General features: G+C 74.1%; 15 protein-coding genes, 4 tRNA genes and 1 pseudogene. 9 read left to right on the forward strand and 11 right to left on the reverse strand.

The window, feature by feature from the left end; translation table 11 throughout:
* Nucleotides 1-133 precede the first annotated feature (133 nt).
* On the forward strand, nucleotides 134-1,747 hold the full coding sequence (locus tag ACFYVJ_RS22225; RefSeq protein ID WP_388894272.1) for a hypothetical protein: 1,614 nt from the start codon (nucleotides 134-136) through the stop codon (nucleotides 1,745-1,747).
* A 39-nt stretch (nucleotides 1,748-1,786) separates the two neighbouring features.
* On the opposite strand, the gene ACFYVJ_RS22230 is transcribed toward ACFYVJ_RS22225, so the two are convergent.
* Nucleotides 1,787-3,241: a PLP-dependent aminotransferase family protein gene (locus ACFYVJ_RS22230; RefSeq protein ID WP_388893973.1), complete on the reverse strand. Its 1,455-nt coding sequence runs from the start codon at nucleotides 3,239-3,241 to the stop codon at nucleotides 1,787-1,789.
* 63 nt (nucleotides 3,242-3,304) lie between these two features.
* Between ACFYVJ_RS22230 and ACFYVJ_RS22235 the strand changes: the two genes are divergently transcribed.
* Nucleotides 3,305-4,498 carry a trans-sulfuration enzyme family protein gene (locus ACFYVJ_RS22235; protein ID WP_388893976.1) on the forward strand — a complete coding sequence of 398 codons (1,194 nt, stop codon included), beginning with the start codon at nucleotides 3,305-3,307 and terminating at the stop codon, nucleotides 4,496-4,498.
* 42 nt (nucleotides 4,499-4,540) lie between these two features.
* Here ACFYVJ_RS22235 and ACFYVJ_RS22240 read toward each other — a convergent pair whose 3' ends face one another.
* The 4 genes from ACFYVJ_RS22240 to ACFYVJ_RS22255 all read right to left on the reverse strand — a co-directional run bounded on the left by ACFYVJ_RS22240 (nucleotide 4,541) and on the right by ACFYVJ_RS22255 (nucleotide 9,624).
* Complete coding sequence (locus tag ACFYVJ_RS22240) at nucleotides 4,541-5,614, reverse strand: hypothetical protein (RefSeq protein WP_388893978.1); 1,074 nt, start codon at nucleotides 5,612-5,614, stop codon at nucleotides 4,541-4,543.
* 134 nt (nucleotides 5,615-5,748) lie between these two features.
* Nucleotides 5,749-6,309 (reverse strand): HIT family protein, encoded by a 561-nt coding sequence (locus ACFYVJ_RS22245; RefSeq protein ID WP_388893980.1) that lies wholly within the window; start codon nucleotides 6,307-6,309, stop codon nucleotides 5,749-5,751.
* Nucleotides 6,310-6,370: 61 nt separating this feature from the next.
* A complete protein-coding gene (thrS, locus tag ACFYVJ_RS22250; RefSeq protein ID WP_388893982.1) occupies nucleotides 6,371-8,353 on the reverse strand; it encodes a threonine--tRNA ligase in 1,983 nt (660 codons plus the stop codon).
* A gap of 113 nt (nucleotides 8,354-8,466) precedes the next feature.
* Nucleotides 8,467-9,624, reverse strand: coding sequence for a hypothetical protein (locus ACFYVJ_RS22255; RefSeq protein WP_388894275.1), 1,158 nt, complete (start codon nucleotides 9,622-9,624; stop codon nucleotides 8,467-8,469).
* 484 nt (nucleotides 9,625-10,108) lie between these two features.
* Between ACFYVJ_RS22255 and ACFYVJ_RS22260 the strand changes: the two genes are divergently transcribed.
* Nucleotides 10,109-10,837, forward strand: coding sequence for a 3'-5' exonuclease (locus tag ACFYVJ_RS22260; RefSeq protein WP_388893984.1), 729 nt, complete (start codon nucleotides 10,109-10,111; stop codon nucleotides 10,835-10,837).
* Between the two features lie 143 nt (nucleotides 10,838-10,980).
* Here ACFYVJ_RS22260 and ACFYVJ_RS22265 read toward each other — a convergent pair.
* Nucleotides 10,981-11,052: transfer RNA gene (locus ACFYVJ_RS22265), tRNA-Val, on the reverse strand.
* Nucleotides 11,053-11,476: 424 nt separating this feature from the next.
* Here ACFYVJ_RS22265 and ACFYVJ_RS22270 point away from each other — a divergent pair.
* Both ACFYVJ_RS22270 and ACFYVJ_RS22275 read left to right on the forward strand, forming a co-directional pair.
* A complete protein-coding gene (locus tag ACFYVJ_RS22270; protein ID WP_018836768.1) occupies nucleotides 11,477-11,890 on the forward strand; it encodes an SsgA family sporulation/cell division regulator in 414 nt (137 codons plus the stop codon).
* 180 nt (nucleotides 11,891-12,070) lie between these two features.
* Nucleotides 12,071-12,628: pseudogene (locus ACFYVJ_RS22275) on the forward strand (CGNR zinc finger domain-containing protein); the annotation flags it as partial.
* 118 nt (nucleotides 12,629-12,746) lie between these two features.
* Here the strand turns inward: ACFYVJ_RS22275 and ACFYVJ_RS22280 are convergent.
* Both ACFYVJ_RS22280 and ACFYVJ_RS22285 read right to left on the reverse strand, forming a co-directional pair.
* Entirely contained in the window at nucleotides 12,747-12,899 is a 153-nt protein-coding gene (locus tag ACFYVJ_RS22280) for a hypothetical protein (RefSeq protein ID WP_199850565.1), read from the reverse strand.
* A 152-nt stretch (nucleotides 12,900-13,051) separates the two neighbouring features.
* Nucleotides 13,052-13,531 carry a hypothetical protein gene (locus tag ACFYVJ_RS22285; protein ID WP_388893988.1) on the reverse strand — a complete coding sequence of 160 codons (480 nt, stop codon included), beginning with the start codon at nucleotides 13,529-13,531 and terminating at the stop codon, nucleotides 13,052-13,054.
* 128 nt (nucleotides 13,532-13,659) lie between these two features.
* On the opposite strand from ACFYVJ_RS22285, the gene ACFYVJ_RS22290 reads away from it, so the two are divergent.
* Nucleotides 13,660-14,172, forward strand: a complete 513-nt coding sequence (locus ACFYVJ_RS22290) for a DsbA family protein (protein WP_388893991.1) — start codon at nucleotides 13,660-13,662, stop codon at nucleotides 14,170-14,172.
* A gap of 126 nt (nucleotides 14,173-14,298) precedes the next feature.
* Here ACFYVJ_RS22290 and ACFYVJ_RS22295 read toward each other — a convergent pair whose 3' ends face one another.
* The 3 genes from ACFYVJ_RS22295 to ACFYVJ_RS22305 all read right to left on the reverse strand — a co-directional run bounded on the left by ACFYVJ_RS22295 (nucleotide 14,299) and on the right by ACFYVJ_RS22305 (nucleotide 17,100).
* The gene (locus ACFYVJ_RS22295; protein WP_388893994.1) at nucleotides 14,299-15,129 is read right to left on the reverse strand and encodes a GNAT family N-acetyltransferase; all 831 of its coding nucleotides are present in this window, start codon (nucleotides 15,127-15,129) and stop codon (nucleotides 14,299-14,301) included.
* 64 nt (nucleotides 15,130-15,193) lie between these two features.
* Nucleotides 15,194-16,033 (reverse strand): aminotransferase class IV, encoded by an 840-nt coding sequence (locus tag ACFYVJ_RS22300; RefSeq protein ID WP_388893997.1) that lies wholly within the window; start codon nucleotides 16,031-16,033, stop codon nucleotides 15,194-15,196.
* Nucleotides 16,030-17,100, reverse strand: a complete 1,071-nt coding sequence (locus ACFYVJ_RS22305; RefSeq protein ID WP_388894000.1) for a chorismate-binding protein — start codon at nucleotides 17,098-17,100, stop codon at nucleotides 16,030-16,032. The genes ACFYVJ_RS22300 and ACFYVJ_RS22305 overlap by 4 nt, the downstream gene beginning before the upstream one ends.
* A 207-nt stretch (nucleotides 17,101-17,307) precedes the next feature.
* Between ACFYVJ_RS22305 and ACFYVJ_RS22310 the strand changes: the two genes are divergently transcribed.
* The 3 genes from ACFYVJ_RS22310 (at nucleotide 17,308) to ACFYVJ_RS22320 (ending at nucleotide 17,553) form a co-directional block, all read left to right on the forward strand.
* Nucleotides 17,308-17,380 (forward strand) — tRNA-Gly (locus ACFYVJ_RS22310).
* 26 nt (nucleotides 17,381-17,406) lie between these two features.
* Nucleotides 17,407-17,477 (forward strand) — tRNA-Cys (locus ACFYVJ_RS22315).
* A gap of 1 nt (nucleotide 17,478) precedes the next feature.
* Nucleotides 17,479-17,553: transfer RNA gene (locus ACFYVJ_RS22320), tRNA-Val, on the forward strand.
* Nucleotides 17,554-17,684: the final 131 nt, after the last annotated feature.

A 17,684-nucleotide genomic window follows, 5' to 3' on the forward strand; every position in this document is an offset into this window, starting at 1 on the left:
AGGCTGGGGCACATTGGTGGTCGGGCCCGCTTGCCCGCGGGCCCGGCCCCATCACCGGGGCGGACGCGCGGCGTTGGGGGCGGCAGTGGCAGGTTCTGAGGGGCTGGAGTTCGACTTCGCCCCGCGCGCACAGGTGCCGCTCTCGGGCGCCCAGGGTCAGACGGCGGCGACGCACGCGCTCGCCTCCACGGCGTACCGCGACAGCGCCGTCACCAAGCTCCTCGACGCCAACAACGACTGGAGCAAGTCGGACTTCAAGAAGGGCCGGCTCTCGCTCTTCGAGCCGAACCTGGGCGAGGCATTCGCGCGCGCCGTCACGGTGCGCATGCTCGCCGACGGCCGCAAGCCCCTCATCCAGTCGTTCGGCACGGAGCCGCAGGCGGTGCTGGAGCACTGCCTGGCGGCCAACCGCTACCGCAAGGAGCGCGACACCCGGCTGACCGTGGTGATGGGCGTCTTCGGGCTGCTCTTCCTGCCCGGGGTGCTGCTCTGGCTCGGCGTCTTCCAGCTCCGCCGCACCCTGGCCGGCGCGTCGGACAAGCGCGTCGGCGCGGTGGGGTACGTGCTGCTCGGCATCATCGGCGTCGCCGCCATCTACCTCTTCATCACGATGCCGCTCGGCGGCCTGCTGTACATCTATCTGCGCGGCCTGCTGGTCGCGCCGATCATAGGGTGGTTCTGGGCGAACCGGATCTGTGAGCAGTACGCCAAGGGCCTGCGCGAGCACTGGACGGCGCTGCTGTCCGGCGGCGGCCTCGGCGCCAAGATCCCCGAGGCGGTGCCGAGCAACCCCGGCGACGCCAGCGCGGAGCGGCTGCGGCTGGGCCTGGCGAAGCTGTCGGCGGAGCAGCACAGCAACGTCGTCTTCTACGCGGGCCCCAAGGGGATACTCGGCATGGGCACCCGCTGGGGCGCCTGGCACCTGGCGGAGGACCTCAAGCCGAAGGAGTCCGGCGGCGAGATCAACCCCTTCCGCAGTTGGGACATCGCCAAGGCGGTGCACGACCAGTTGCGCATGCTGGAGCGCACCCCGCTGCACACCGGCGGCTTCCCGGCACCCGCGATAAAGCACTGGATCGTCTCGCCGATAGGCGAGGGCGCGGGCGAGGTCGCCCGGCCCGGCGGCACGATCGTGGACGGCTATTCCGTACGGGACTTCGAGGTCCAGCGGATCTGCAACGAGCAGCAGTTCGGCGCGGGCAACCGGCACTATCTGGGCGTGCAGTTCACGCTCTGGGACGGCCAGTTGGTCATCACGCTGCTGGTCTCCGTGACCGTGCTGCACCAGACGCTGCGCATCGAGGTCACGGGGCACGCGCTGGGCCCGGTGCACCCGCTGTTCACCAGCAAGCCCAGCCGCGAGACGAAGACCGTGAGCGGCATGAAGTTCTGGGAGACCAAGGAGAAGCCGCTCCCCCTGGTCCGTACCCGCGAGGTGGTGCGGCTGGCCGCGCGGGCGCCGTTCACCTGGTATCCGCCGCTGCTGGACTACCTGGGCGGCAAGCTGAAGCTCCCCGAGCCCTTCGGGCTGCGGCACGTGTGGGCGGACAAGCCGTGGCGGCACCGCTTCATGGCGGACGACGCGCTGCGCGCGGCGACGCCGGTGCTGCGGGTGGTGCACCAGGCCGCGCTGCGGGTGCTGGAGGAGAACAACGTGGACACCACGAACTTCGCCGGCCGGTCGATGGCGCTCAGCGGGATGGTGCAGGGCGCGGAGCCGCGGCGGGCGGACGTGTACGACGCCTGACGGCGCACACGGCGCACGCGGGCGGGGGTTCTGCCCCCGTCACACCGTCACGCCGCCGAGGGCCGCGGGCGTCGCCGGGCGGGAGCTCCCGTCGTACGCCGTCCAGGCCGCGGTCAGCCGCTCGACGGCCTCGGTGAGCACGTCCCGCGGGGAGCAGAAGTGCAGCCGCAGATACGGGCCGCTGCCCCCGGCGGCGTCCACGCAGGCGCCGGGCAGGACGGCGACCCCGTGCCGGAGCGCGACCTGCGCGAAGGACACCCCGTCCCCGTACGGCAGCCGCAGCCACACCGTCTGCCCGCCGGGCACCGGCGGGCAGTCCCAGGAGGGCAGCAGCCGGGCCAGCTCGGCGCGCAGATGGTCGTGGGCGGCGCGCAGTTCGGCGCGGCGGCGGGCGAGCAGCGGTTCGTACGCGGCCAGCAGGGAGCCGGCGACGAGCTGCGCCGGCACGTCGGTGCCGAGGTCGTGGACGGCCTTCAGCCGGGCGAGCCGGGTGACGACCCCCGCGGGGGCGCGCACCCAGCCGATGCGCAGCCCGCCCCACACCACCTTGCTCAGCGACCCGACGCTGATGACCTCGGCGCCCTCCGCGGACGCGGCGAGCGAAGGCGGCGCGGCGCCCTCGAACGCGAGGTCCGCCACCACCTCGTCGTCCACCAGCGGTACGCCGAAGTGCCCCGCCGCCTCCGCGAGCCGCCGCCCGCGCAGCGGCGGCAGCACGGCGGCGGTCGGGTTCTGGTGCACCGAGCCGACGTACGCGAGCGCCGGCCGGTGCTCCGCTAGCGTCCGCACGGCGGCGTCCACGTCGATCCCGTGCGGCCCCACCGGCACGGGCCGCAGCACGGCGCCCGCCTCCCGGAACAGGTCCAGCGCGCCGGGGTACGCCGGCGCCTCGACCAGCACCGGGTCGCCGGGGGCGACGAACAGCCGGGTCAGCAGCGCCAGCGCCTGCTGGCCGCCGGTGGTGACGAGGATCTGCGCCGGGTCGGTGGGGATGCCGCGGGCGGCGTAGCGGGCGGCGACGGCGGCGCGCAGGGCCGGCAGCCCGGCGGGATGGTAGCCGAGGCCGGTCGCGGGCAGGGTCAGATCGCGGTAGGCGCGGGCGAGTTCGGGCGGCGGGCCGTCGGGGGCGGCGCAGCTCAGCAGGATCACGCCGTCGGCCGGCTCCAGCAGGTTGAGGAAGAGCGGGTTCGCGGTCTCCGCGGTGCGCCCCGGCACGAGCGCCGCCTCCGCGACGCGGGTGCCGCTCCCCTGCCGCCGTACGACGCGGCCCTCCTGGCGCAGTACGCCGTAGGCCGCGACCACCGTCGTGCGCCCCACGGCCAGCGCCGCCGCGAGCGCCCGCTCCGGCGGCAGGGCGGCGCCCGGGCGCAGCCGGCCCTCGTCGACCAGCCGGCGGAGCCGGGCGGCGAGCAGCACGTACAGCGGGCCGCGGCCGGCCGACCAGCGGCCGAGGGCGGCCACCAGGTCGGAGGCCCGCACGTCGTCGGTGTCCATGGCGGACCAATCTCCCGGAATTGGCCCTGTTCCGGCAACCCATTCGCCGCGGAGACTTTCGCCATGAGCGCCGACCTGCACCCCTCGACCCGTACCGCCCATCCGCCCGTGCCGGTCCCCGAGGGCAGCCGCCCGGTGACCGTGCCGATCCACCAGGGGCACGTCTTCTCGTTCGACTCCGCCGACGCGATGGCCGCCGCCTTCCACGACCCGGACGGCGCGTACCTCTACAGCCGCTTCGGCAACCCGACCGTCCGCGCGCTGGAGGAGGCCGTCAGCGACCTCGAAGGGGGCGCGGGCGGGCTGGCGTTCGCGTCCGGCATGGGCGCGATCAACGCCGTGCTGCTCAGCCTGCTCTCCGCGGGCGACCACGTCATCGCGCAGCGCTCGCTGTACGGCGGCACGTACGCGACGCTGACCGATCTGGCGGAGCGCTGGGGAGTGTCGGTCACGTACGTCTCCGGCCGGGACGCCGACGAGGTACGGGCCGCCTGCACGCCCCGCACCCGGGTCCTCTACCTGGAGACCATCGCCAACCCCACCACCGCCGTCACCGACCTGCCCGCGCTCCTCGCCGCCGCCGCGGAGGCCGGGGTCACCGGCGTCGTCGACAACACCTTCGCCACCCCGCTGCTCTGCCGCCCGGTCGAGCACGGCGCCGCCGTCGTCGTGCACTCGGCGACCAAGTACCTCGGCGGCCACGCCGACGTCCTGGGCGGCGTCGCCGTCTTCCGCGACGCTGAGCTGCGCCGCCGGGTCTGGGCGCACGCCGTCGAACAGGGCGCGGCGGCCGACCCGTTCGCGGCGTGGCTGACGCTGCGGGGCATGGCGACCCTGGCGCTACGCGTCGAGCGGCAGTCCGCGACGGCGCTGACGCTGGCCGAACGGCTCGCCGCCCACCCGGCGGTCGCCCGGGTCCGCCACCCGGGGCTGCCGGACCATCCGGACCGCGCGACGGCCGCCCGGCTGCTGGCCGCGGGCGGCGGGGTGCTGGCGTTCGACCTGGCGGGCGGCCGGGACGCGGGGCGCAGGTGCGTCGAGTCGCTGCGGCTGGCGCTGCTGAGCCCGTCGCTCGGCGACGTCAAGACGCTCGTCATGCACCCGGCCAGCACATCGCACCGGCAACTCGACGCGGCGGCGCTGGCGGCGATGGACATCGGCGAGGGCACGGTGCGGGTCTCGGTGGGCATCGAGCACCCGGACGACCTGTGGGCGGACCTGGCGCAGGCGCTGGCGAAGGCGGCGGACCCGGCATAGGGCGGGCGCCCCGGTTCCGAAGGACCGGAGCGCCTCCGGGGCTCACCCGTCGCCGCCCCCTCCCCCGCCACCGCCGCCGTCGAAGCCGCCGCCACCGCCGCCACTGACATCACCGCCGTCGAACCAGCCCCCGGCGGCGCCGCCGGGCGAGGAGCCCAGGTTGGTGGGCCACGGGTCGTCCCAGCCGCGGCTCGCGCCATCCGTCCCGCCCGTCCCGTACGGGTCCTGCACCGGGTGCATCGTGCCGAGGCGGATCAGCGCGTTCTCGTCACCCGCGCCGCACACCGCGCCGAAGAAGTGGGCCACCACCGCGTCCAGCGGGTCCGCGGTCTCGTACCGCACGTCCATCAGCGGCTCCACCGGCGCGTACCGCACCTCCCAGTCCTGGCGGCGGGTGAGCAGGGCCACCGGGCGCCCGCCGCGGAGCAGCCGGGACGACTCCACGTCCCGCCCCTCCAGCTCCCACTGCACCTTCACCGTCCGGAGCACGGCGACCCACCCCCGTACCGAGGAGTCGAGGACGGTGAGCACGGCCGGCCGCCCCGCCACGGTGACCGTCAGCGGCGGATTCCTCGTCTGCAGCTCCTCGTTGGTGAGGCCGGCCTCACCGCGCAGCCGCACCGCGGGTGTCCCGGGCGCGTCCTCGGCCCACACGTCTGCCCGTATCAGCCGCCGGTCGACGGCCACCGTCACCAAGCCGCCGTGCGGCCCCGCGGCGGAGCGCCGCGCCATCCACAGCGGCACGCCCTCCTCCTCGGCCCGCCGCCGCGCCGCGGTCACCTCCCTGGGCCCGCCGCTCAGCTCCACCGCCAGTTCCCCGAGGGCCCGGGCGAACGCCGCCGCCTGCCGCACCCGGATCACATGGGCGGAACCGGTCACGTGGATCAGCGGCACGACGCCCGGCCCGTTCCTGATCCGCGCCAGCTCGCGCTCCATCCCGCGGCCGCCGAGCCACTTCCCGCGCAGATACGCCTCGGCCATGGCCATCAGGTTCATGTCGCGGACCCGCACGCGCGGGCCCCGCCCCGCGGACAGCGTGTCCGTCGTCAGCCGTACCTTCGCCGCCCGCGGGTGCCACGATTTCTCCGCATAGACGACCGTCTCGTCACCCGACATCTGTGCCCCCCTGCACACCGTCGTGCCAGCGGTGGCCGAACCCCCCGCTTTCCGATCCAGTGTGCACGAAACACTGGAAAACTCACCCCGATCGGACGCCGCGATCGCGACGAGGCGGCCCGGACGGGCGGCGGCTAGCCCGCGGGCCAGGCGGCGGCGAGCATCGTGCGGGTGTCCGCGAGGAGTTGGGGCAGCACCTTGGTGTGGCTGACGACCGGCATGAAGTTCGTGTCGCCGCCCCACCGCGGCACCACGTGCTGGTGCAGGTGCGCGGCGATGCCGGCGCCCGCGACCGGGCCCTGGTTCATGCCTAGGTTGAACCCCTGGGCCCCGGACGCGGTGCGCAGGGCGGTCATCGCGCGCTTGGTGAAGACCGCCAGCTCCGCGGTCTCCTCGTCGGTCAGCTCGGTGTAGTCCGCGACGTGCCGGTACGGGACCACCATCAGGTGCCCGCCGTTGTACGGGTACAGGTTCAGCACCGCGTAGACCTGTGCGCCGCGGGCGAGGATCAGCCCGTCCTCGTCGGACTTCTCCGGGATCGCGCAGAACGGGCAGCCCTCGCCCGCGTCGGTGCCGGTGGGCTTGTTCTCCCCCTGGATGTACGCCATGCGGTGCGGCGTCCACAGCCGCTGGAACTGATCCGGGGTGCCGACCCCGAGCTGCTGCTCCGGCTCACTGGTCATGCTCAGCAGCATATGGCGTACGGCCCCGCCGACCGGGCGCCGGGCCCGGCCCGGCGCCCCCGGCCGCGCCGGATCACGACCCGGCGCGCTCCGCGACGGCGCGGGCCACCTCGTCGATCGCGTCGTCGATCGGCACGCCGTTGTTCTGCTCGCCGCTGCGGTAGCGGAAGGAGACGGCGCCCTTGGCGATGTCGTCGTCGCCCGCGATCAGCATGTACGGGACCTTGGCCTTCTGGGCGTTGCGGATCTTCTTCTGCATCCGGTCGGAGGAGGAGTCGACCTCGACCCGCAGCCCGCGGGCCCGCATCTTCGCCGCGACCTCCTGGAGGTACGGCACGTGGTCGTCGCCGATCGGGATGCCGACGACCTGCACCGGCGCCAGCCACGCCGGGAAGGCACCCGCGTAGTGCTCCAGCAGGACGGCGAAGAACCGCTCGATGGAGCCGAAGAGGGCGCGGTGGATCATCACGGGCCGCTGCCGCGAGCCGTCCGCCGCGGTGTACTCCAGGTCGAAGCGCTCGGGGAGGTTGAAGTCCACCTGGATCGTGGACATCTGCCACGTCCTGCCGATGGCGTCCTTGGCCTGCACCGAGATCTTCGGCCCGTAGAACGCCGCCCCGCCCGGGTCCATGACCAGTTGCAGGCCCTGCTTCTCCGCCGCCTGGCGCAGGGTCTCGGTGGCCTCCGCCCAGACCTCGTCGGAGCCGATGGACTTCTCCGGGTCCTTGGTGGACAGCTCCAGGTAGAAGTCCTCCAGGCCGTAGTCGCGCAGCAGGTTCAGCACGAAGGTGAGCAGCGAGTCCAGCTCGCCGGCCATCTGCTCCTTGGTGCAGTAGATGTGCGCGTCGTCCTGGGTGAAGCCCCGGGCCCGGGTGAGGCCGTGCACGACGCCGGACTTCTCGTACCGGTAGACGGTCCCGAACTCGAAGAGGCGCAGCGGCAGCTCGCGGTACGAGCGGCCGCGGGCGTCGAAGATCAGGTTGTGCATCGGGCAGTTCATGGGCTTGAGGTAGTAGTCCTGGCCCTCGTCGAGCTGCATGGGCGGGTACATGCCGTCGGCGTACCAGTCCAGGTGGCCCGACTTCTCGAAGAGCTTCCCCTTCGTCGCGTGCGGGGTGTAGACGAACTCGTAGCCCGACTCCTCGTGCCGCCGGCGCGAGTAGTCCTCCATCACGCGGCGCACGATGCCGCCCTTGGGGTGGAAGACCGCCAGGCCCGAGCCGATGTCCTCGGGGATGGAGAAGAGGTCCAGCTCGGTGCCGAGCTTGCGGTGGTCGCGCTTCTCGGCCTCGGCCAGGAACTCCAGGTGCGCCTTCAGCTCGTCCTTCGACGGCCATGCCGTGCCGTAGATCCGCTGGAGCTGCGGGTTCTTCTCGCTGCCGCGCCAGTACGCGGCGGCGGAGCGCATCAGCTTGAAGGCCGGGATGAGCCGCGTCGTCGGCAGGTGGGGGCCGCGGCAGAGGTCCTTCCAGCACAGCTCGCCGGTCTTGGCGTCGAGGTTGTCGTAGATCGTCAGCTCGCCGGCGCCGACCTCCGCGGACGCGCCTTCCGCGGCCTCGGCGGCATTGCCCTTGAGGCCGATCAGCTCCAGCTTGTACGGCTCGGCGGCCAGCTCCTCGCGGGCGTCGGCGTCGGTGGTGACGCGGCGGGAGAAGCGCTGGCCGCGCTTGACGATCTCCTGCATCTTCTTCTCGACGCGCTTGAGGTCGTCGGGGTGGAAGGGCTCGGGGACGTCGAAGTCGTAGTAGAAGCCATCCTTGATGGGCGGGCCGATGCCGAGCTTGGCCTCGGGGAACAGCTCCTGCACGGCCTGGGCCATGACGTGGGCGGTGGAGTGGCGCAGGATGTCCAGCCCGTCGGGGCTGTCGATCTCCACCGGCGCGACCTCGTCGCCGTCGGCGACCTCGTACGCGAGGTCCTTCAGCGCGCCGGCGACGCGGGCGGCGATCACGGTGCGCTCGCCGGGGAAGAGGTCGCCGGCCGTCGTGCCCGTCGTGACCACGCGCTCTTCCCGCTCGGCGGCATCGCGGCTGATGATCACACGGACGTCGGACACGGGGTCTCCTTCACGGGAACGGGGTGCCGCGCGCGGCGGCGGCACGGCGTGAATCGTACCGAGACAGGGGGGCGCACGGCGAAATCGGGCGTCGCGTGCGCGGACCTGTGCTCTCAGCCGTCGCCGTACGCCTCGTCCAAGAAGTCCAGGTGCTCGTGCGCCTTCGGCAGCCGGTCCCCCTCGGCGTCCGCCACCGGTACGGGCCGCACCCCCGACGCCCCGGTCAGCCGCCGGAAGCCGCCGCGGCTCTCCAGCATGCCGCTGAGCCGCACCGGGACGCCGGCCAGGTGCGCCTGGCCGGCGACGCGGTACGCCTCCTCGTCGAGCGACGTGCGCACCTCGGTGACGTCCGCGCCCGCGAGTACCCGCAGCCGCACCCGGCCCGGGCCGGTGGCTGCCGTCCGGCTGAGCCGGGTGACGGCTGCGGTGAGCCGGACCGGGAGGGAGGGCTCCCGGTGCCGGTAGCGCACGGCGGCCCGCTGCAGGGCCGGGATGTCGCCGGGGGTGAACTCCACCGGCTCGGGGGCGGCGGCGAAGCCTTTCGGCGGCGGGTGCGCGGGCGCCCAGGCCAGGGCGATGCGCACGCCGTCCGTGCCGCGCACGAGGGCGGTCAGGGCCTCGGCCAGCTCGTGGCACCCGCCGAGTTCGACGGCGTGGTCGAAGGCGTCCATGGCCCCGGTGGTGTGCTGCCTGTCCACCGCCTCGCGGGTGCCGCGCAGGGCGCGGAGCAGCGTGGTGGTGACCGCGCGGCTCTCCGGCGCGGGGACGAAGGCGGTGAGCCGGGCGGCGTGGGCGCCGGGGCCGAGCAGGGTCTGCTCGACGTCCCGCGCGGCGTGCGGGCGCAGCCGGGCGCCGTGGAAGCCCGCGGGGCGGCGGGCGGCGAGCGCGCCGGCCAGCAGCATGGCGCGGGCGGCGGCGGACAGCCGCTCGGCGTCGGCCCACCGGGCGGGCCCGGCGCGCCGCTCGGCGCCGTACTCCCAGCTCACCTCGTCGCTGGGCACGGCCACTGCGGTGAGCACGAGCGGGGCGGACGGCTCGGGGCTGCGGGCCAGCGCGGTGAGGGCTTCCGCGAGCAGGTCGGTGCAGTCGGGGAAGGCGCGGTCGGACGGTACGAGGACGCCGGCGCCGCCCGGTGCGTCGCCGGGCGGGGTGAAGCGCGCGTACCGGCCGGTGGAACCGCCGTGCCGGCGCCAGCCATGGCGGGCGAGGAGGGCGCCGAGCACGGCGGGGTCCGTATGGGCGGGGTCGGGCTCCGGAGGCTGCCGGTACATCGGGGTCTCCCTCCCCTGCCGGCCCGCGCGGTGCGCGCGGGCGGCGAAGACACGGATCAGTGCGTGGCAGGCAGGGTGGTGCGCGGCCCGTACCGGGACGTGCCGGTCGATGCCGCTGCCGGGGAAGGGCTGCACCGGGGTGCAGCGGGCAGCGGCAACGACCGCGTGCAGACAGGCGGTCTGCAGCGTCTCCGTGCACGCCGTCGCGGTGAGAGCACCGCGCCGCGGTGCGGTCCGCTCGGGGAGCGGGCCGCGCGGTTCCGGCCGGGTGAGGGCCATGGCCCAACTGCCTTCCACGCGCTGTCGGTAGCTGACGGGGGCCGGCCCCGCCACGGGCGGCCGAGGCGCGCCCGGCCCTCACTCTCTGTTGTCACCGCACCGGCTCTCCGCCAAACAACCATTGTTCGAACGGGGGGTGTTGGGGGTATCACCCGGTCGGGTGGGGACGACCCCACCGACCGTAAAACTCCAGGGAGTTGGGCTGATGACGCTCTGGTACGAGGGGCCGCTGGCCGCTTTCGACACCGAGACGACCGGCGTGGACGTGGAACGCGACCGGATACTCTCCGCAGCCGTCGTCGTCCAGCCCCACATCACCTCGCCGCCCCGCTGTACGTCCTGGCTCGTCTCCCCCGACGTGGAGATCCCGGCCGCGGCGACGGCGGTGCACGGGCTGACGCTGGCGCATCTGCAGCGGCTGGGCCGCTGGCCGGCGCCGGTGATGGAGGAGGTCGGCAAGGCGCTGGCGGCGCAGTGCGCGAGCCACGTACCGCTGGTGGTGATGAACGCCCCGTTCGATCTGACGCTGCTGGACCGCGAGTTACGCCGGCACCGCGCCTCCTCGCTGCCGAAGTACCTCGGCGGCGCGCCGCTGTGCGTGCTGGACCCGCTGGTGCTGGACCGGCACCTCGACCGCTACCGCAAGGGCAGCCGGACCCTCACGGCGCTGTGCGAGCACTACGGCGTGGAGCTGGCCGGCGCCCACGAGGCGGGCGCGGACGCGACGGCGGCGCTGCGCCTCGTACGGGCCATCGGGCAGCGCTACGCGGACCGGCTGGGCGAGTTGACCGCGCCGGAGCTGCACGTGCGGCAGGCGACCTGGCACGGCGCGCAGGCGCGCGGCCTGACGGCGTGGTTCGCGCGTACGGGCTCGGACGAACGCTGCGACCCGGCCTGGCCATTGCGCACGAGCGGCCTGGCGACGGTGGCGTGACCCGATTGACGTTGCCGCGTGCCCCGTTGCCGGGAAGCGGGGGTGCGGGGGCAGAGCCCCCGCCCGCGCGGCGGAGCCGCGCAGTAACGACGAAGGCGGTCTGCGTCCGTGCTTCTTGCGGACGCAGACCGCCTTCGTCGTTGTGGGCGATACTGGGATCGAACCAGTGACCTCTTCGGTGTGAACGAAGCGCTCTCCCCCTGAGCTAATCGCCCTGAAGCACCTTGGTGGCGCGGTCAGAACCATACAGGGCGGCGGGGTCGGCGTTCAAACCCGTTGCCGCGGGGAGGCCGAAGAGACCCCGTCCGCGCGACGCGGCCGCGCGGTGACGGCGACCGCGATGTCACCCGGCGTGAGCATCCCCGTATACCCCTTACCGGCCATCACCGACGCACCCTCCGCGCGCCTCCGTCACACTGCGCCCGATTCTCGTTACTCTCCGCATCCAGAGAGCGCAAACTATGCGTGCCCGAGAGTTCACCGGAACGGCCCTGCTCCGAGAACCCTCACTAGGCCGTACGAACTACGAAAAACATCGCAAAACAGTCAGAGGGGTTTACAACGCCCCGGTAGGTGGCATGTCGACTTCGCCGACGTGCGAATCCCCGAGCGCACACTGAGCGAAAGGCCCTGGCGCTTATGAACCACACGGTCAGCTGCGAGCTGCACCTGCGCCTCGTTGTGTCGAGCGAGTCTTCCCTGCCTGTCCCCGCAGGTCTGCGGTACGACACCGCGGATCCTTACGCCGTGCACGCCACCTTCCACACGGGCGCAGAAGAGACGGTCGAATGGGTGTTCGCCCGCGATCTGCTCGCCGAAGGGCTCCACCGCCCGACCGGCACCGGCGACGTCCGCGTCTGGCCATCCAGAAGCCACGGCCAGGGCGTCGTCTGCATCGCCCTCAGCTCGCCCGAGGGCGAGGCACTGCTCGAAGCACCCGCGAGGGCGCTGGAGTCCTTCCTGAAGCGCACGGACGCCGCCGTGCCGCCCGGGACGGAGCCACGCCACTTCGACCTCGACACCGAGCTCTCGCACATCCTCGCGGAGAGCTGAGCCCCTACGACCTCACCGTCCGTAGCCGTCAGCCTCGGGGAGACGGCCGGACCCCCCACCGGACAACCGCATCACGGCACCGCCGTCGTTCCACCGTGGGCGACGGCGGTGTCACGTTTTGGCTAGAGTCGGCGTCAGACCGACCAGGGGAACGCGCGGCCCGACCAGGGGAGCGGAACGGTGCTCATCAATCACGACACCCGGTGCGCGCTCGACATCGTCGTGGCGCTTCTGAACACCGACGCCGGGGACGGGGGACAGGAAAGGGACGTACTCGTGGACGTGGGGGCGCTCCAGGGGTTCGTCGACGAGCAGGAGATCAGCGGCCTCGAAGCGCTCTGCCGCTCCGATCTGGACGCGGTCCGTGCGGTACGGAGCGACCTCTCGGCCGTCTTCGCCGCCGAGGACGACCGGGCGGCGGCGGAGCGGCTCAACGCGATCGTGGCCGCCGCCGGCACCACGCCGCAGCTCACGGACCACGACGGCTACGAGTGGCACGTGCACTACTTCGCACCCGGCGCCTCCGTGGCCGAACACCTGGCCGCGGACGGCGGGATGGCGCTGGCGTTCCTCGTCGTCGCCGGCGAGCGCGAGCGGCTGCGCCGCTGCGAGGCCCCGGGCTGCGGCCGGGCCTTCGTCGACTACTCGCGCAACCGCTCCCGCCGCTACTGCTCCAGCCGCACCTGCGGCAACCGGCTGCACGTGGCGGCGTACCGCGCCCGGCAGCGCGAGGCGGCGGCGGAGAACGGGACGGGGAACGGGAACGGCGCGGGGAGCGGAACGGGCGACGCGGCCAAAGGCGGGACCGGGAGCGGGGAGGGGAAGGCGGCGGCCGGGGCCGCCGGCGGTGCGGCGCTCACCAGCCGATGAGGTCGTAGACCGAGGTGCCGAAGATCAGCACGCCCACGACGGTGAGGAAGAGCATCAACGGCGGCTGGGACAGGGCGAAGAGGCAGCCGCGGGGCTCGGCGGGGGCCGGCGGCCGCGGTGCGGGGGTGTGGTCGTTCATCTCGCGCAGATAATTGCGCAGGCAGGCATGCCCAAGTGGGCAACACGCCAGGAAAACCCGGCCTGTTCACGAAGATCGGCCGCGCATGATCAGTTCTTGTCGACAGAGATCGACTTCGCGGCTGCGCAGGGTAGTTCGGCGGGCCCGTAGCGTCAGATTCCGTGCTTCTTCAGGATCGCCTCGATGTCCGAGAAGTCCTCGTCCCCGGAGCCGGCGCCCCGGCGCCCCTTCGGCGCCGGCGCAGAACCGCGCGACGTGCCGGCCCGGCCCCCGCCGAGCGCCGGCTGCGACGCCGCGGGCGCTGCCGCAGGGGCGGACGCGGCGCCCCCGCCGGCCTTGCGCTTGGCGCGCTCGCCGGCGAAGCGCTGGGCGACCCAGAGCACGACGGCGACGGCGAGCACGCCGAAGCCGCCCCAGACCGAGGGCTTGAAGACGAGATCCGTAGCCCAGTCCCCGGTGGCCTTGCCTACCTTGCCGCCGAGCTTGACCAGCCCCGCCATGGCCAGGCCGACGGGCACCAGCGACAGGGCAGCGATCTTCGTCGCCCGCCGGAACCTTCGCCGGTATGCGGTCAACAGCGCGATCGCGAGCCCCGCCGCGGAGAGCGCGGCGCAGACCGTGGTGGTGAACATGCATCCATCGTGCACCGGAACGCGCCGCGATTGCCATGGTGCGGCACGGCATGGGGGACATCTCCGGGTCCGGGTCGTCCGCAGGACCGAGACGGCGCCACCCCCCGGGGCCTGGAAGACTGACGTCCATGGAGAACGATGTGAACGGTGCGCCCGTCCTCGACGTGTGGTGCGAGCTGCAGTGCCCGGACTGCCGGACGGCGCTCGCCGACCTGCGCACGCTGCGGGAGCGCTACGGGGACCGGCTCGACATCCGGCTGCGCCACTTCCCGCTGGAAAAGCACCAGCACGCGATGGCGGGCGCCCAGGCCGCCGAGGAGGCGTTCGCGCAGGGGAAGGGCTGGGAGTACGTCGAGGCCGTGCTGGCCGCGGCGGAGAAGTTCGGCAAGCGGGGCGAGCCGCTGCTGGTCGAGACGGCGCGCGAGCTGGACCTGAACGCGGCGGAGGTGGAGACGTCCCTGGTGGACGGGCGGCACTTCCTGATCGTGGACGCGGACGTCGCCGAGGGCAAGGCGATCGGGGTGACGGGGACGCCGACGTACGTCATCGGGGGCGAGCGCCTGGACGGCGGCAAGAGCCAGGAGGGGCTGCGCGAGCGGATCGAGGAGATCGCGGACCGGCTGCTGGCCGCGGCGGACTGAGGCGGGGCCGGGACTGCGGGGCCGAAGGCCGGAGGCGGGGGCCGGAGGCGAGCGCCCACCGCCCGGGCGGCGCCCGGGGTCCCGGGGCCGTGCCCCCGGCCGGGGCGCGGCGGGCCCGCGCCCGGGTCAGATCAGCGGCTTGCGCAGGTGGTACGCCGTGGGCGCGTAGTCCAGGGACTCGTACAGCCGCCGCGCCACCTCGTTCCACGCGAAGACGTGCAGGCCCAGCGTGGGCAGCCCCGCCGCCAGGCACTCGCGCTCCGCGGCGAGCATGAGCGTCCGGCCGTGGCCCCTCCCCCGGTGCTCGGGCGAGACGGTCACGGCGTAGACGTACCCCCCGGTGGCGATCCGCGGCTTCAGCGCGATCCAGATCGTGCCCACCCCCGCCCCGTCGTGCTCCAGGACGCGCAGCGCCACGTCCGGCGTGGCGGCGCCCGCCGGCAGCAGCGCGTCCTGGGCGGCAGCGGCACGGCTCCGCGCCTCGTCGGGCGGCGCCCCCTCGTCCAGCCAGCGGCGCGCGTACGACTCCACCTCCGCCGCCCGCCAGCCCGGGTACTCGCCCGCCGCCATCGGCCGCACCGCGGAGCCGGGCGGCAGCTCGGGCGCCGCCGCCAGCTCCTTGGCCATCGTCCGGCCCGTCTCGGTGTAGCCGAGCGCCGCGGCCAGCCGCAGGCCGACCTCCGCGCGCGGGTCCAGGCTGAGCAGAATCTCCCGGCAGCCCCAGCCCCGCAGCACCTCCTCGGCCGCCAGCGCCGCCACCGTGCCCCGGCCGCGGCCGCGCTCGGACTGCTGGATCCGCAGCGTGCGCACCCGCCCGGTGGCGGGGCCGGGGCGCGGGTCGGCGGTCAGCTCGACCTCGCCGACCGGGCGGCCGTTGACGCACACGGCGAAGGCGCGCGTACGGCCGCCGCCCGGCTCACGCCGCTCGGCTCCGGCCGGGCGCAGATGGGTCGTCATCGCTTCCCCTTCGTCCTCGGACGCGCGGAGTCTGCCGGTGGCCAGGACCTTCCACGGGTCGGGCCTACGGGTCGACGTCCGCCGCCGACCGCTCCGCGAACACCTGCATGGCCTTCGCCGCGACCGGACCCAGGGCACCCGGCAGTGTGCGGCCGTCGAGGCGCCGTACGGCCTGGACGTCGCGCAGCGAGGACGTCAGGAAGACCTCCTCCACCTCGCTGCCCTCGGCGAGCACCGAGAACGGCAGGTCCGTCTCCCGGGCGCCGGTCCACTCCAGCACCAACTGCCGGGTGATCCCGGCCAGGCAGCCGGAGGCGAGCGGCGGGGTGTGCAGCTCGCCGCCGAGGACGACGAAGACGTTGGAGCCGGTCCCCTCGCAGAGCCGGTCGCGGGTGTTGGCGAAGAGCGCTTCGCTGGCGCCGCCGTCGTGCGCGCGGGCGAGCGCGACGACGTTCTCCGCGTACGAGGTGGTCTTCAGCCCCGCGACGGCCCCGCGCTCGTTGCGCGTCCAGGGCACGGTGACGGCGTCCGTCTCGTCCGGCCGCGGCGCGGCGGCGGCCAGGGCGACGACCAGGGTGGGACGGCTGTCGTCCGGGTCGCTGCGGTGGGAGGACAGCGGCGCCGAACCGCCGGTGTACGTGATGCGCAGCCTGCCGTGCGGCACGGGCTCCGCGGCCAGCACCTCGGCACAGGCCCTGCGCACCTCGTCGAGGTCGGGCTCGGGCAGGCCGAGGCCGCGGGCGGAGCGGGCCAGCCGCTCCAGGTGCCGGGTGAGGGCGAAGGCGGTGCCGCCGGTGGCCTTCAGTGTCTCGAAGACGCCGTCGCCCACGGTGATGCCGTGGTCGAACACGGAGACCCGGGCGTCGGCCACCTCGCGCAGCCCGCCGTCGAGCCAGACCTTCATGGGCGTACGGTCCCTTCACTCGTGACTTCCGCTTCCGACGCTACCGCGAGCAGCCGGGATGCCTTCAACTCGGTCTCCCGCCACTCGCGCTCCGGGTCGGAGCCCCAGGTGATGCCCGCGCCGGTGCCGAAGCGCAGCGCGGGGCCGCAGGAGGCGGCCCGGTCGATCCAGAACGTGCGGATGCCGACGGCCAGTTCACCGGTGCCGCGGTCGGCGTCGACCCAGCCGACGCCGCCGCAGTACGGGCCGCGGGGGGCGGTCTCCAGCTCGTCGATGATCCGCAGCGCGCTGCTCTTCGGCGCGCCGGTGATGGATCCGGCCGGGAAGGTGGCGCCGATCAGCTCCGCCCAGCCGGCGCCCGGGGCCAGCTCGCCGCGGACGGTGGAGACGAGGTGGACGAGGCCGGGGTGCTCCTCGACGGCGCAGAGGGCGGGCACGGTGACGGAGCCGGGGGTGCAGACGCGGCCGAGGTCGTTGCGCACCAGGTCGACGATCATGACGTTCTCGGCGCGGTCCTTGGCGGTCAGGTCGGCGGCGGTGCGGCCGGTGCCCTTGATGGGGCCGGACTCGACGGCGCGGCCGGCCCGGCGCAGGTACAGCTCGGGCGAGGCGGTGGCGACCTCGACGCCGTGCGCGGGCAGCCGGACGACGCCCGCGTACGGGGCGGGGTTGCCGCGGGCGAGCACGGCGGCGAGGGCGTCGACGTCGGCGGCGTCCGGGGCGGGTCCCGGGAGCGGGGCGGTGAGGACGCGGCACAGGTTGACCTGGTAGACGTCGCCGGCGGCGATGCGCTCCCTTATGCGGTGCACCCCGGCCACGTAGCCGGCGCGGTCGAGGGAGGTCGTCCAGCGCGCGGCGCCGGGGCCGCGCCAGCGGTGTGCGCGGGCGGCGGGCGGGTGCGGCTCCGCGCGTACGTCGCCGAAGCGCGCGCACACCGTCCGGCCCTCGTACCCGGCGACGACGGCCCACCAGCCGGCGGAGTCGAGCGCGGCCGGGTCGTCGGTCACGTCGCGCAGGTCGGAGGCGACGAGACCGCCGAAGCGGGCGAGCGGGGCGAGGCGGGGCACGCCGCGAGTCTATGGCGGCCGGCGGACACCGGGCCCGGGGCGGGTGGGGCTCCGGCAGGGTCACGCCCGCGGGCGGGGACGGGGGCCGGGGCGCGGGCCGGGAGGCGGGCCGGACGCCCGCGCGAAACCGAATTTGAGCTGGCCCCGGAATCCGCTAAGGTTCATGACTACCGGAAGCGCCTCACCGGCGCCTTCGGAGCACGACCGGCGGACGTAGCTCAGTTGGTAGAGCATCACCTTGCCAAGGTGAGGGTCGCGAGTTCGAATCTCGTCGTCCGCTCGATGGGGGTCTCACGGACCCCCGCTGGTGGAGTGGCCGAGAGGCGAGGCAACGGCCTGCAAAGCCGTCTACACGGGTTCAAATCCCGTCTCCACCTCGGACGATTAGCTCAGCGGGAGAGCGCTTCCCTGACACGGAAGAGGTCACTGGTTCAATCCCAGTATCGTCCACCACCCGACGGCGACCCATGCCCGCGCCCGCCGCGCGCATGGGTCGCCTTCGTCGTTGGCGCCCGGCGGTGGCGCACCCGTCCGAGACCTGGCACGAAAGCGATGTGCAGGGATCGGTCATGACAGATAGTGTC

This window comes from Streptomyces sp. NPDC004134 (assembly GCF_042874195.1).
Classification (GTDB): Bacteria; Actinomycetota; Actinomycetes; order Streptomycetales; family Streptomycetaceae; genus Streptomyces.

Excerpts from the sequence above, each read along its gene's own strand:
- ACFYVJ_RS22230 (WP_388893973.1), bottom strand. The coding sequence starts at position 3,241 with ATGGACACCGACGACGTGCGGGCCTCCGACCTGGTGGCCGCCCTCGGC.
- ACFYVJ_RS22235 (WP_388893976.1), top strand. The coding sequence starts at position 3,305 with ATGAGCGCCGACCTGCACCCCTCGACCCGTACCGCCCATCCGCCCGTG.
- ACFYVJ_RS22240 (WP_388893978.1), bottom strand. The coding sequence starts at position 5,614 with ATGTCGGGTGACGAGACGGTCGTCTATGCGGAGAAATCGTGGCACCCG.
- ACFYVJ_RS22245 (WP_388893980.1), bottom strand. The coding sequence starts at position 6,309 with ATGCTGCTGAGCATGACCAGTGAGCCGGAGCAGCAGCTCGGGGTCGGC.
- ACFYVJ_RS22255 (WP_388894275.1), bottom strand. The coding sequence starts at position 9,624 with ATGTACCGGCAGCCTCCGGAGCCCGACCCCGCCCATACGGACCCCGCC.
- ACFYVJ_RS22260 (WP_388893984.1), top strand. The coding sequence starts at position 10,109 with ATGACGCTCTGGTACGAGGGGCCGCTGGCCGCTTTCGACACCGAGACG.
- ACFYVJ_RS22270 (WP_018836768.1), top strand. The coding sequence starts at position 11,477 with ATGAACCACACGGTCAGCTGCGAGCTGCACCTGCGCCTCGTTGTGTCG.
- ACFYVJ_RS22280 (WP_199850565.1), bottom strand. The coding sequence starts at position 12,899 with ATGAACGACCACACCCCCGCACCGCGGCCGCCGGCCCCCGCCGAGCCC.
- ACFYVJ_RS22285 (WP_388893988.1), bottom strand. The coding sequence starts at position 13,531 with ATGTTCACCACCACGGTCTGCGCCGCGCTCTCCGCGGCGGGGCTCGCG.
- ACFYVJ_RS22290 (WP_388893991.1), top strand. The coding sequence starts at position 13,660 with ATGGAGAACGATGTGAACGGTGCGCCCGTCCTCGACGTGTGGTGCGAG.
- ACFYVJ_RS22295 (WP_388893994.1), bottom strand. The coding sequence starts at position 15,129 with ATGACGACCCATCTGCGCCCGGCCGGAGCCGAGCGGCGTGAGCCGGGC.
- ACFYVJ_RS22300 (WP_388893997.1), bottom strand. The coding sequence starts at position 16,033 with ATGAAGGTCTGGCTCGACGGCGGGCTGCGCGAGGTGGCCGACGCCCGG.